Below are 12,861 nucleotides of genomic sequence, written 5' to 3' on the forward strand. Positions count from 1 at the left end.
TCCCTAATCATCAAGAACACATTCTGCAATAAAGTACAGTTCGCCGACTGGTATTTCGATTTTTAAAGCAGCAGTGACATCTTTTAACGTCGCTTTAATAACTGGCAATGACTTGAGCAGCTTTTTTGAAGGCTGTTCAGTATATTTTAAAGTTTGTGAGCGAACACATCTTTCAAGCGCAAAGGCTGTATGAACAATGCATTTGATCTGTTGACTATTAGAGAAATCAACTCCTAATTGCAATTGCAGCTGTTGTAGCCAATTTTGCAGTAGCTTGCAAGCAATAATCGGATTCAAATAAATTAAGTGCTTTTTCAAAACATCCTCACACATGCTTGCAACAACAACATTTCGATCTTCAATAACAGTTGGAAGATCACCTTGACGAGAAATGATTGAAATTAATCGCTGCTCACCATTTCCTGCAATCAAATCCTCAAGTGAAACATAAGGTAGTGACATACTTGGACGTTTAGTTCCAACAGCAGCGATGATTTTAAATTTTTCTGCCAGTTGTGGAATAATTTCATTCATTTTTAAAACTGAAACAGTTTTAACTTGTACTACTTCGGTAGCACCAATTTTTTGAATAATTTTTTTAATGATTTGCTTCAGCTTTTCAGCAGTTCCTGTCCCACTCATACAAATAGACAAAATTATTTTAGCTTCTTTAGCAATACTGATCTGGTTGTTCGCTAAATGTGCTACATCATGCTCCACCGAACTATAGATAGCATTTAGATCCATATCAATATAATTAATTTTCCTTAAAACATCTAAAACGATCGTCGTAGTAACATTTTTTATTGTCCGTAATTTTACGCCGGTCATTTTTTCGAGACGATTATTCATCATACCAAGCGACCCCATATCTACCAGTAATAGGGCACCTCTTTCTTGATCTAATTTTTTGATCATTATTGCCATTTGACGAACAATTTCACCTGGAGAAACCGTTAACGGCATATCCAATGCAGCGATATTTCCTTTGCCCAGCAAATCAGTTGCAACTTTGACCATCGAACTGGCAGTTGAATTTCCATGAGCGACAACTAAGACTCCAACTTGCTTTTTCTCTGACAAAGTTCGAATTGAACTTAGCAACATCGTCAGATAGATTACTTCAATATCGGGAACCTTTACCGAAAAAGTATCAGTAATCTTTTTTTGAAAAATCAAGGCAACTTGATATTCAGCAAAATGCAACTTTTTAATTTTTTCAACTTCATCTTTTAACAGCAATTCAGTTTGATTGCCTCTTTTAAAAAAAGCATCGATGTGCATGCCAAGATAATAAATAAAGCGTTGATCAAATTGAACTTTTAAATTAGCTTCCGCAATTTGCTTAAGCTTTTCAACAAAATTTGAAATCTTTGGATCTATGAATTTACTCAGCTTTTTCACTGGCAAAGGTTGTTTAAAAAATTTTTTAATATGCAAACGAATATCTGTCATGATGTATTGATGAATATCCTCTGCTGCAACTCCTTGCCTTTGTAAATGGTGAACTTTATTTTCAATCAACTCATAAATATTATCTTTTTCCAATGTTTGATTTTTTTTGCCAACATAAAACACTGTCTTAGTATCAAGATAACGCGAAACATGCGCTGACCGCCGGATCCTAGCAGGATTTTCTAGCCAAAATTGTCGCAAATCTTCTGGTAAATCATGCAAACTGACTTCAACTTGGTTTGAATCAATACTGTTTAAAAAAGCTTGCGCACATGTTAATTGAATCTGTGATTTAAGTTCACCAACATTTCCATAATTATTTGCTAATAATAAAGCTGTAAAAACGTCAATTTTGACATTCAGATCCTTATTGATTCGATCTGCCTCATGTTGAAAAAGGAATTTTGTTAATTCAATTTTTTCACTCAAGGGTCGCTCATCAAGTGTTGGTATTTCAATTGTCATTGGTATCCTACGTAAAAAAGTCTTTAATAAAGTCGAATTTGGATCCTCTGTGGTAGCACAAATAATCAAAACATTGGCTCGACGATTTTTTTCACTCTCACCTAAACGTTTAAAGGTTCCACTATCAATGAAATAAAACAGCATTTCCTGTCCCTCTGGTGGCAAGCGATGAACCTCATCCAGTAATAAAACTCCTCCTGATGCCTGTTCAACTAATCCCGGTTGATCTTTATCAGCCCCTGTAAAAGCGCCTTTTACATATCCAAACAAAGTTGATAAAAGTAGTTGCGGATTATTATAGTAATCTGCACAGTTAAAAGAGACAAACGGCGTATCTGCTGAAAAAATCTCTTTATATTGGGCATAAGCAAAAATTTTATTTGCAAAATAAGTCTTGCCAACTCCTGTCGGTCCAACTAGCATCATATGCAAGCCGTGAGGCGGATACATGATAGCAGCTTTGGCTTGTGAAGTTGCTTTTTTTAAACTGCCTGTATAACCGATCATTTCATTTAATGGGTTTTGAGAAAAAAGATCTTTTCCTTTGGCAGTTGGAGTTCCTTTACCCTTTTCAACTTGATCCGTGTTTAATAACTCTTTTAAATCATTTATCTCATAATAATATAGTTGCTTTAACTTCAATTGTTTACTTACTACTTCAACAGGAACATATTTGATTGGGAATGTTTTGATCTTTAATACTTTCCCTAAACGAACCAATTTATTCAAATCCGCTGAAACATTTGAACGGGCCAATTCTAGCTTATCTGCTAATTCTGCAGTTGTTGTTCCTTGAACTTTTAATAAGTATTCATAATCAGCCTTATTCCAAATTTTAAGTAAGCATTGAAAAACCTTTTCCATTCTCTTCAATGTTGCTACCTCACAATTCCTTTTTGGCCTATTTGACAAAAACCTTTAGTTTAAATATACAATAATTATTATAAATTGTTAATCTTGCTTAAATTTCAAGATATTCCTGCTTATTTTCTTTCAACGACTGTTTAACTTCTTCAATGATTGCAATACTATGACTTGTACCAATTCTCGTTGCACCGGCTTCAAGCATTTGCTTAAATTGACTGGCTGTTCGGATACCTCCAGCAGCTTTGACTCCCACTTGATCTTTTACGATTTTTCGCATTAATTTCACATCCTCAACTCTAGCTCCAACTGTCCCAAATCCTGTTGAGGTTTTAATAAAATCTGGTCGAACTTGCTTAGCAATTTGAGAAAGTTTAATTATTTCCTGTGAATTTAGATAACAGTTTTCAAAAATTACTTTGCAAATTACCTGATGCTGATGGCAAAGCTCCGTCATTGCTTGCATTTCATTTTCAATATACCGATAATTATGATTCTTTACTGCAGACAGATTAATAACATAATCAATTTCATCTGCTCCATCACTAATCGCAGTCAAGGCTGAATATTTTTTAGTAGCTAAGCTAGTTTGCCCAAGTGGGAAGCTTATTGCTGCACCCACATGAATCTGACTGTCTTTCAATAAATCTGCACATAATTTAGTTTGACATTCATTGATAGCAACCATTTTGAAGTGATATTTAATTGCTTCTTCACATAGGTTTTCAATTTGCTGCTGACTAGCAGCGGCAAACAAACAGGTATGATCTATCAACTGAGCTAATTCTTCAAGGCGATATTTCATAATGATCTACTTCTTTCTTAAAATTTATTTGTTTAATTATATTTTTGTAAACGCTTACTAAAAATTAGAAAACTATATTTTGTTTTTTATCAATTTATACTGTAAGTCGCCGGTTTGCAAAGCCCAGATTGCTAGTTGCGTACGGTCTCTTAATGCTAGTTTAGACAAGATGTTCGATAAATAATTTCTAACCGTTCCCTCTGATAAAAAAAGTTCTTGTGCAATTTCTTTATTGGATAAACCCAATTTAATATTATGAATAACTTTCCATTCTGTTTTCGACAACTTTTCAGCTGCTTTTTCAGCAGCCAGATTGATTTTTTCCTTGGTCAAAATGGTTGAAAATAAATCAACTGCTTTAGTATCATTGCGATCAACTCCATCTTGATATACGGAAAGAATTTCTTGATACAGATTATTTAAAGAAACTTGTCGTGACTGAAGCAAAAATCCTAAGCAATTAATTTTGGTAAGCGTATACAAAGCGCAACGGTCACCTGACAATTGCATCATCATCACCTTGATCGATGTCTTCATTGTATCGTAAATACATTTTAAACATTCCGGTTCAGATAAACCAATATCAAGGATAATAATATTCTGATCTTTGATTGCTAACTGCCAATTATATTGATCTGCTAAAGTTATTTTAAGCTCTTGATGAGTTGACAATACTAGTTTAAAAGATTCGCCAATCAACTTCTGTTTAGTTAAAATTAAAATATTAATCATGACAGTTCCCCCTCGATTTATTCTCGTCACTTAATAATAAGCAAGTTTAATGCCAACCTTTGTTTTTGTTAGTCTTATAATAAAGGCAACAACACCTGTTTAATAATTTAAAACAGGTATTGTTGCCTTTTAATACAAGTTTAGCTTAAATAATACAAAATCAATACAGGTTAAACTTAACTTGTGCTTATTCGAATAAATGATTGAGTATTTGAGCAATTCCATCATGATTATTATCAAGTGTTTGCTTGAAATTCAATTTTTTTAGTTCTTGAGGAGCATTCTCCATCACATAACCATTACCTACAACTTTAAGCATTCCCAAATCATTAAAATTATCACCAAATGCAATCGTTTTTTCTAATGCTACCTGATAATAATTCATCATCCATAAAACCGCCTGACTTTTCTCAACTTTATTAGCTGTAATTTCAATCAAATGCGGTGCTGACTGATTAATTGCTAATTGATGATACTTAGTTTTAAGTAAAGGAAGATATTGATCAACTTTGGAAGTTGGCCCCATCAGCAACAACTTATGAACTGCTGTTAGTTTTGCAATTTCTTCGACCGTCCGGCACCTAGTTGCTTTGAGCCCAACGATTGACTCCTCATTTTTGATCCAGTAATGATCAGCATCCGTTGCTAACCAAAAATCTGCTGAATAAACATTCCAAACTAATTCAGGATAATTATTTTCAATATCTTGACAAATCTCTTCTGCCAGTTCAGTCGACAAGGTTAAAGAATTTAACTCTCGATTGTTCTCATCACAAATCAAAGCACCATTATACGATACAAATGGCATTCTTAATCCCAAGCTTTCAATCAAAGGCAGGATGGCAGCTGGCATCCTTGCTGATACAGGAATGAATTTACTTCCAGCCGCAACCGTTTTTAAAATTGCTTTTTTCGTTTCAAACGTAATTTGATGATTACTGTTAAGCAGCGTACCATCAATATCACTAAAAACTAGTTTTGGAAACATTCCAATTTACTCCTTACTTTGTGACGATGAACAATTTTGAATCTTATCAGTCGACAATTTCAATTTAAAATCTTTAACAACTAATTGCAAATTACGATTACCATGATAGATTCCTGAACCAAAAATTAACATACCGATTGCTCCAACTACAATCAAAATGATGCCTAAAATTTTTAGTGGGAGATTAGTCATATGAAAAAAGTAAAGCATAATGATCCCAATACCAACACATCCAAGAAATAATGAAAACCATCGTTGCAAATTTTCCAACATATGTTTCTGATATAAGATTTCGGTTTTGTATCCTTTGATCAAATCTTTTTTCCTCAAAACTGTCCCTCCCTATCGGATCCTAAGTCTTCTAAACTAATATTTCAATCCTGGGTTAAAGAAACCGATTAATACACCCACAAATGCGATAACCACTAGTAAAAGCATAACCTTAACTGGAGAAATGTTCTTTTTTGCCATTAACCACCAGCAAAAGATAATAAATCCAGCCGTCAATAGTCCTGGATAGACTGAGTCAAGTTTATCTTGCAAAACTAAGTATGCTTTGCCTGCAGAATTTTTTAATTCAAAAGAAGTTTCGACCGAAACCCAAGTTGCTGCAACGCTTCCAACGACCATGCCACCGACAATTGAAACTGCTTTTCGAATGGCTTTTCCTTGAGCACCAACCAAAAACTCAACTGCTTTATCACCCATTTCATAACCTTTGAAATAAGCAAATTTCATTCCAAAATAAGCTAATAGGTTCCAAACAATGATGTAAAAAATTGCCCCCATTGGAGACCCACCGGTTGAGAGTCCTAACGAAATCCCTAAAATAATTGGGATTAAGGTCCCAACAATCATTGAATCACCAATTCCAGCCAATGGTCCCATTAAACCGGCACGCAAGCCATTGATCGTTTCGCTATCAATTCCTTCAGCCCCATTCGCCCGTGCTTCTTCCAAACTAGCAGTAATACCAACAACCACAGATCCAATTTGCGGTTCAGTATTGAAGAAAGCCGTATAAGTTTTTATTGCTTCTTCTTGATCTTTCTTTTTATCATAAAGTTCTTCAACAATTGGTAACATTGAAGTCAAATAACCGAATGTCTGCATATGTTCTTGCGAAAAGCAAGTCAGATTTCCATAATACCAATGATGAAATGATTTCATTAATGTTTTTTTGCTGATTTTTTTATTTGCCATATTAGATATCCTCCTCATCATCATCATCGTCATCGTCACCAACTGATCCCCCACTAGCTGGTACCGTTGTGCGTGCATTTTTAGCCATTTCAAGATTATAGAATAATAAAGCAAAAATTAGTGAAATAACGGCACAGGATACTAAATTAAGTGAAAGTGAAGCCGCTAAAGTGAAGCCAACAAAAAACGGTACAAAATCCACTGCTGATTCAACAATTTGTTTTAACAAGATTGCAATCCCGACACATGGTAACATTGCTCCGACGGTGAACAACGTTTTCATTGGAATACCATCCATTGGCAAAGCCGTTTTTAAAGCAGTTACCGCATCTGCTCCCAATTTACACATAATCAAGGTTGGAATGAAAGAAAATAATAAATGGGAAATCCATGGCCAACCCCAGTCAACCGCATATAATTTTTTAAAATTGCCTTTTTCTACATCACGCCAGCCCATATGCTGCCAAACTAAGTTTAAAGTTGCTGTACCATAAAACAAAACAGTCCCGATTGTACCTACTAAGGTTCCCATCGATTTTGCAAGATTAGCTGCTGAAGATGATGTTGCCGCTAAACCTTGCGATTGAATAGCCACCATTGCTAAAGGAATACCAATATAGGAAATTGCTCGAACATCTGCTGAAACTGTTCCACCTGGTGTTACTAATGCAATATAAACAAGCTGCATTGCAACCCCGCACATAATGCCTAATTTAAGATTGCCCAAAACAATACCACAAACCAAACCACCGACTAAAGGACGTCCTAAGGTATAATTACCAATCGATGTACCTGCCATACCAGGCAAAGATGATAAACAAGCAAAAATGCCCAAGATAGCCGCTTGCACCCAGCTAATTGTCATAATAAATCGCTCCTTTTTAGTTTAATAGCCAAATTGTCCTTTAAATTTATCCCAATCTCCAATTGAAACATCTGGAAGTAACTGAAATCTGACCTGATAACCAGCTTTTTCAATTGCTTCGATTGCATCAGCTTCTTTCTGCGTAATCGACTGATTGTTGCCTAATTTTGTCGTTCCGGGACGATCATTACATGGTCCAACAATCACTTTTTTTACATCACTAGGCACGAATTTTTGATCAACTAGAATTTTTTTCATATCAATTGGATTTTTAGTAATTAAGAAATAATTGTCTTTCGAATCTAATACTCGTTGACATTTTTTTTGCCAAGCGGCCAAACTCCAAACAAAAGTTTTTTTATCGGAAGCAGCTTTATAGGCATCTTTCAAAACAGGATTTTTAGCCACTAAATCATTAACTGCAATTAACCCATCACATGGATATTCCTTCGCCCAACGAGTTACTGTTTGTCCATGAATCATACGATCATCAATCCTTACAAAAGAAACTGTCATTTTTTCTCCTCCTCCAGCTAAATTTCCTCTTCATCATCATCGTCAGCAGCAATGCTTGGCTTAAACTCCTTTAATGCTGATTTTGCTTCGCTTAAAACGGTTTCAACAAGATCGGCACTCCTGAGTGAATCTTTTAACATAATTGCATTCAAAGCCATTGGAAAATTCATTCCACCTAAAATCGTAGCTGATTCTAGCAAACCGTGTTGAGCCAAAACATTACAAATCGTTGTTAATGGACTACCACCAATAATATCTCCCAAAACCAGGAAATCCGCATTTTTATCTAATGTATCAAGTTGCTTTGAAAATCTAGCAGCTAACTGATCCACAGATTCTTCCTTCTTTAGACCAATTGCGATAACATCATCAAGTTTGTTGGCTGCAAACATTGACAATGAATTTTTTAATCCCTGAGAAAAATCACCGTGACTAACCAACAATAGGTATTTCATTATTTGCCTCCTTTCTTCATTTCTTAAATTTAGCTTAACAATTTTCATGATGAGTTTAACGTGATTTTAATCATAAATTTCAAATGACAATTGTCACAATTAATTATTTCATTAAAAAAGCTGTTATAAAAAAATGAAACAAATCGCTTCGTTTTTTTATAACAGCTTAATTTGTCTAATTGAAGCTGCTTTAAATATAAATGAACCAAGATCAATTTTTAAAAGGTAACTTTGTACGCAACAATTTTAAATTTCTCACATGCCAAGGAGTAAAATTCAATTTTGGCAAATTCATTTTCAAAGTTAAATTAGTCTGATTATTTAAAATCTCATTCGTTTCGATAATTAATTTTGTCGACAGCTGCTTATCAATTAGATACATTCTTTTTATTTGACTGTTTTCTAAACAAAAATTGTCTGAGAAAAAGTCAAGTGCACTATGATAACGAGCAGCAAAGAAAAAGTCTTTATCAATGTATAAACAATTAATAATTGGATTGGTTTTAACTGTACTAAGCGCAATAACCGTTTTTGTTTCATCAAAATTAATTTTTGGTTGTTTTTCTGTAATATATGTTTTAAATTTTTCTTGACTAATAAAAAAGCTCAACTATTTCCCTCCAAGTAAACAAATTCTGTGTAAATAATTTATTAAGTACCGCCGGCTATTTAAACAGTAACTGAAAATTTATAACTTTTCAATATGCGTAAAATCAAGCAAGCCCACAAAATCTGAAAATTTGTGAGCTTGCTAGAAACGATAAATGAGTTGAGTAAACCGTTTTGATTTTAATTTTAGAAATTATATTGATTAAAAATCAGTTTGTTCAATCAAATCAGTTAATTTTTCAATAAAATCCTTATAATCTTTGCAATTGACTAATTCCTCAATATTTTTACTATCGACCATTACATTAGAGATTTTATCGAAAATATTTCTAAATATTTTTTTGTCGTCACTAGCAACTGCTAAAACAATTACTAAATAAACTTTATTATCATTATCCCATTGAACGCCACTAGGATTAATAACAACAAATCCGCGACTTTTTTGTGCTATCATATCAAAAGAATGTGGAATTGCTACTCTTCCAAAAGCAGTGCTTGACATTCTTTCTCGATTGATCAAACGAGAAAAGTATTCTTTAGTAGTAACATTTTCTTTTGAAAAGCCCTCAACTACATAAGCTAAAATTTGATCGCGTTTTTTCAAACCTTTGTTGTACAGAAAAAACTCTGGGCGAAAAAAGTTACCCGCATCATGCAAGAATTGCTTTTTCTTAATTGTAGCTTTAACTTCAGTGATAGCTTTACCAACTTTATCTAAGTCCTTAAAAGTTAAAAACTGAGAAACGGAAATTGTCTTAACTTGATTGTCTGTCGAACCATTTAAAGAAACAATTAAATCTGCATCCTGATCTTCTATTGAACTAAAGTTTTGAACAATATCTATAATAACCATTTGCTCAGAAAAATGTTTTTCAATCTTGCTGACAATCTGAACAATGTTTTCCTGATACTCTGGAGCCAACAAGATTACTTTAATTTTATTATTTGAAGATATTTGTTCAGATACAGCGTTCCCTATGTGCAATGCAATAAATGCTATTTCATTGTCTGGAACGATAATGTTGCATTCTTCACTAATTAAATGTGAAATAAGCACCGCACATTCATAAATTGTTGGACTGCTCATTTTTATAGATTCCGCCAATGGATTGTGTACAATTTGCTTACTTTTTAAACGCACAATAAGCCTTTCTAAATGCAACCCAAATTGTTTTAGGAATTTTGAATGGCTCAAATCAATCGAATAAACCTCTTTAATATACTTCACTATTTGACAAAGCAAATATTTTGTTTGCGAAGAAAGATAGTTATCAAATGATTTATCTTTCCTGGAAGCCGAACTATTAATAATTGTCTTCAATTCTTGACGATCACTAAAATCAAAATGAACATTTTTTAACTGGTCTTCAATTTGATTTAAAATTTTTGTTGCAAAATCATATCCCTGTTTACTACTTGAAATTCCAATTCCATTTTTTATTTTGTAACCTTGTTGCAATCTTTCAACTGAGATTAAAATATGCAAAACAATGTTATTTAAGTCAAAAGTGTTTAAATAAATTTTTTCTTTTTCAGCTTCATGAACCACGATTTTAAAAATTGATGAAACATCAATTTGAGGAAAGTTATTTTTCAAAACATCTTCATTCAAAAATGTTCCAGAAATTTCATTATACAATAAAGATGATATTAAATGTCTTCTATCCTGTTCAGACCCTATTAAACAAAGTGAATCATTTTTATACATAATTTTTAAATTAAAGTGCGCAACTTTAGTTTGTAATTCTTTGACCGTTCTTTTAATCACAGATTCGCTTACATAAAAATTTTCGGCCAAATCATAAATATTAAGCGGTGTAGAAGAATTTATCAGTTCATTCAACAATTTGTTCTTTTGATTTGAAAATGAATTTAAATCATAATAATCTTTTTTTGTTTGAAGAAACTTATAACCCTCACGACCTGAAATTATTTGATAGTTAATCTTTAAATCCTGAATATAATTTTTTACTGTACGCTTCGATTTCCCAATTTCAATTGCAAGCTCTGCAGCTGTATGGAAGCCTGGATTATCTCTTAAATAATTCAATAATTTTGACTGTGTACTTTTTATCAAGTTCATCAAGTCCCCATTCGAAGTAGTTAATTGCAATCAAATTTGTTTACCATTAGACTTAATTACCTGTTTATACCAATAAAAACTATCCTTCCTAATTCTTTTGCCGGAACCATGTCCTTCATCATCCTTATCTACATATATAAATCCATAGCGTTTAGACATTTGTTGCGAAGAACAGGACACTATATCAATTGGCCCCCAAGCACAGTATGCAATCACTTTGGCACCGTCATGAATCGCACGTCCTACTTGTTGAATATGTTGACCTAAATAAGTACAACGATACTCATCATGTATTCGGTTATTTTCGATTTTATCATACATACCTATACCATTTTCAGCAATAATAATTGGTTTTTGATAACGATCATAATACTGTGATAAGCTGTTGTAAAGTCCTTGCGGATCGATTGCCCAGCCCCATGGACTTTTATCCAGAAATGGATTCTCACTAGTATCAGAAGGAACGCATTTATTCTTTTTAGAATCTACCATTTTTGAATAATAATACGAAATAGCTAGAAAATCTAATGGATTATTTTTAATAATTTTCATTTCATTGGCAGTAATTTCTAAGTTATCTCCTTTTTCTTTAAAATAATTTAGAGCAAATTGCGGATAATATCCCCTAAATTGAACATCTGTAAACATATATTGCATTCTATTTTGTTGCATGGCCAAAATCACGTCATTTGGTTTACAACTGAAAGGATAAACTGTACCATCTGCCACCATTGTACCAATTTTAATTTCAGAATTTTTTAACGATTTAGCATAAGATTTTATCCAAGCTGCCGCTACCATTTGATTATGCACAGATTGATATAAGGCTTCCTCAATATTTTCGTACTGATCGTTAGCAACACCTACAGATAGCCAAGGTTCAATTTGAACCATATTAATTTGATTAACTACAATCCAATATTTTACCCGACTGCCATACCAATCTAACAAAGTCTTTGCAAACCTTTCAAATAATGGAATAACCCTTTTATTAGGCCAACCTCCATATTTAAGCGTGATATTGACTGGTGTTTCATAATGATTCATAGTAATTATTGGTTCAATATGATGATCAATTAAACAATCTATCATTTTTGAATAATGATTTAATGCTTCCTTATTAGGTTGTTGGTCATCACCATTAGGAAAAATTCTGGACCAATCTAACGAGGTTCTAAAGGTTTTAAATCCCATTTCAGAAAGCAATTTAATATCTTCTGGATAAGTATGATAAAAATCTATTCCATAACGTTTAGGATAATAATTTTTATTATCTTTAATATTTTTTTTAACATCTGCTAAAGTCATACCTGACTTTTCTAAACGCTGAATTTCTTCATTTGATTTGCCATTAAGATATGGTTGTATATCTGAAGAGTTCAAACCTTTTCCATCGACCTTATAAGCTCCATCAGCCTGACTGGCTGCTTGAGCACCTCCCCATAAAAAATCATCTGGGAAAAAAGGAAAATTATTTTTTTCCATCATTTTCTTTTCCTTCCTTAATTTCAAACACTTTTATTAAATGTTTGACAAGATTGTATTCTGTATTAATAGTCATTAAAGTATCTTGCGCATGTGTAAATAGAACAGAATATGCTATTTTTTTTCCTTCTGCCTCTTGCTGCAATTTATTTGTTTGCAAACGATGTGCCAAAACTAATTTTTTATGTGCATCTTTCATTAAATCATTAGCCCTTTGGTAATCTGAAGTACCAATCAAATCTAGGGCTTTCATAATTGAAACACGTGCATCACCAGCATGCAAAATTATTTCCATTGTGTTTTTTTCAGCTAAATTTTTTGTATCATCCATGTTCA

General features: G+C 33.1%; 13 protein-coding genes. All 13 read right to left on the reverse strand.

All coding sequences use genetic code 11. The features are described from left to right. Nucleotides 1–3: 3 nt before the first annotated feature. Nucleotides 4–2,784 (reverse strand): sigma-54-dependent transcriptional regulator, encoded by a 2,781-nt coding sequence (locus tag KH893_RS05290; RefSeq protein ID WP_281165199.1) that lies wholly within the window; start codon nucleotides 2,782–2,784, stop codon nucleotides 4–6. Nucleotides 2,785–2,881: 97 nt separating this feature from the next. After that, on the reverse strand, nucleotides 2,882–3,589 hold the full coding sequence (deoC, locus tag KH893_RS05295) for a deoxyribose-phosphate aldolase (protein ID WP_281165108.1): 708 nt from the start codon (nucleotides 3,587–3,589) through the stop codon (nucleotides 2,882–2,884). A 72-nt stretch (nucleotides 3,590–3,661) separates the two neighbouring features. Next, nucleotides 3,662–4,321, reverse strand: coding sequence for a response regulator transcription factor (locus tag KH893_RS05300; protein WP_281165109.1), 660 nt, complete (start codon nucleotides 4,319–4,321; stop codon nucleotides 3,662–3,664). Between the two features lie 187 nt (nucleotides 4,322–4,508). Next, nucleotides 4,509–5,309 (reverse strand): Cof-type HAD-IIB family hydrolase, encoded by an 801-nt coding sequence (locus KH893_RS05305; protein ID WP_281165110.1) that lies wholly within the window; start codon nucleotides 5,307–5,309, stop codon nucleotides 4,509–4,511. A 6-nt stretch (nucleotides 5,310–5,315) separates the two neighbouring features. Then, entirely contained in the window at nucleotides 5,316–5,639 is a 324-nt protein-coding gene (locus tag KH893_RS05310; protein WP_281165111.1) for a DUF202 domain-containing protein, read from the reverse strand. A gap of 36 nt (nucleotides 5,640–5,675) precedes the next feature. Continuing rightward, the gene (locus KH893_RS05315) at nucleotides 5,676–6,512 is read right to left on the reverse strand and encodes a PTS system mannose/fructose/sorbose family transporter subunit IID (RefSeq protein ID WP_281165112.1); all 837 of its coding nucleotides are present in this window, start codon (nucleotides 6,510–6,512) and stop codon (nucleotides 5,676–5,678) included. 1 nt (nucleotide 6,513) lies between these two features. Further along, entirely contained in the window at nucleotides 6,514–7,377 is an 864-nt protein-coding gene (locus KH893_RS05320) for a PTS mannose/fructose/sorbose/N-acetylgalactosamine transporter subunit IIC (RefSeq protein ID WP_281165113.1), read from the reverse strand. A gap of 21 nt (nucleotides 7,378–7,398) precedes the next feature. Then, nucleotides 7,399–7,893, reverse strand: a complete 495-nt coding sequence (locus tag KH893_RS05325; protein WP_281165114.1) for a PTS sugar transporter subunit IIB — start codon at nucleotides 7,891–7,893, stop codon at nucleotides 7,399–7,401. A 17-nt stretch (nucleotides 7,894–7,910) separates the two neighbouring features. Further along, nucleotides 7,911–8,348 carry a PTS sugar transporter subunit IIA gene (locus KH893_RS05330; protein WP_281165115.1) on the reverse strand — a complete coding sequence of 146 codons (438 nt, stop codon included), beginning with the start codon at nucleotides 8,346–8,348 and terminating at the stop codon, nucleotides 7,911–7,913. Between the two features lie 211 nt (nucleotides 8,349–8,559). Beyond that, nucleotides 8,560–8,958, reverse strand: coding sequence for a hypothetical protein (locus tag KH893_RS05335; RefSeq protein ID WP_281165116.1), 399 nt, complete (start codon nucleotides 8,956–8,958; stop codon nucleotides 8,560–8,562). Nucleotides 8,959–9,159: 201 nt separating this feature from the next. Next, nucleotides 9,160–11,040 (reverse strand): BglG family transcription antiterminator, encoded by a 1,881-nt coding sequence (locus KH893_RS05340; protein ID WP_281165117.1) that lies wholly within the window; start codon nucleotides 11,038–11,040, stop codon nucleotides 9,160–9,162. Nucleotides 11,041–11,070: 30 nt separating this feature from the next. Then, the gene (locus tag KH893_RS05345; protein WP_281165200.1) at nucleotides 11,071–12,525 is read right to left on the reverse strand and encodes a glycoside hydrolase family 1 protein; all 1,455 of its coding nucleotides are present in this window, start codon (nucleotides 12,523–12,525) and stop codon (nucleotides 11,071–11,073) included. Next, entirely contained in the window at nucleotides 12,512–12,856 is a 345-nt protein-coding gene (locus tag KH893_RS05350; RefSeq protein ID WP_281165118.1) for a PTS sugar transporter subunit IIA, read from the reverse strand. Before KH893_RS05350 ends, KH893_RS05345 begins: the two co-directional genes overlap by 14 nt. Between the last annotated feature and the right edge of the window lie 5 nt (nucleotides 12,857–12,861).

It is taken from the genome of Liquorilactobacillus sicerae (assembly GCF_029916425.1).
GTDB classification, from domain to species: Bacteria; Bacillota; Bacilli; order Lactobacillales; family Lactobacillaceae; genus Liquorilactobacillus; species Liquorilactobacillus sicerae.

Coding starts and splice junctions, on each gene's coding strand:
- KH893_RS05345 (WP_281165200.1), bottom strand. CDS start 12,525: ATGGAAAAAAATAATTTTCCTTTTTTCCCAGATGATTTTTTATGGGGA.
- KH893_RS05340 (WP_281165117.1), bottom strand. CDS start 11,040: ATGAACTTGATAAAAAGTACACAGTCAAAATTATTGAATTATTTAAGA.
- KH893_RS05320 (WP_281165113.1), bottom strand. CDS start 7,377: ATGACAATTAGCTGGGTGCAAGCGGCTATCTTGGGCATTTTTGCTTGT.
- KH893_RS05305 (WP_281165110.1), bottom strand. CDS start 5,309: ATGTTTCCAAAACTAGTTTTTAGTGATATTGATGGTACGCTGCTTAAC.
- KH893_RS05315 (WP_281165112.1), bottom strand. CDS start 6,512: ATGGCAAATAAAAAAATCAGCAAAAAAACATTAATGAAATCATTTCAT.
- KH893_RS05330 (WP_281165115.1), bottom strand. CDS start 8,348: ATGAAATACCTATTGTTGGTTAGTCACGGTGATTTTTCTCAGGGATTA.
- KH893_RS05290 (WP_281165199.1), bottom strand. CDS start 2,784: ATGGAAAAGGTTTTTCAATGCTTACTTAAAATTTGGAATAAGGCTGAT.
- deoC (WP_281165108.1), bottom strand. CDS start 3,589: ATGAAATATCGCCTTGAAGAATTAGCTCAGTTGATAGATCATACCTGT.
- KH893_RS05350 (WP_281165118.1), bottom strand. CDS start 12,856: ATGGATGATACAAAAAATTTAGCTGAAAAAAACACAATGGAAATAATT.
- KH893_RS05325 (WP_281165114.1), bottom strand. CDS start 7,893: ATGACAGTTTCTTTTGTAAGGATTGATGATCGTATGATTCATGGACAA.
- KH893_RS05300 (WP_281165109.1), bottom strand. CDS start 4,321: ATGATTAATATTTTAATTTTAACTAAACAGAAGTTGATTGGCGAATCT.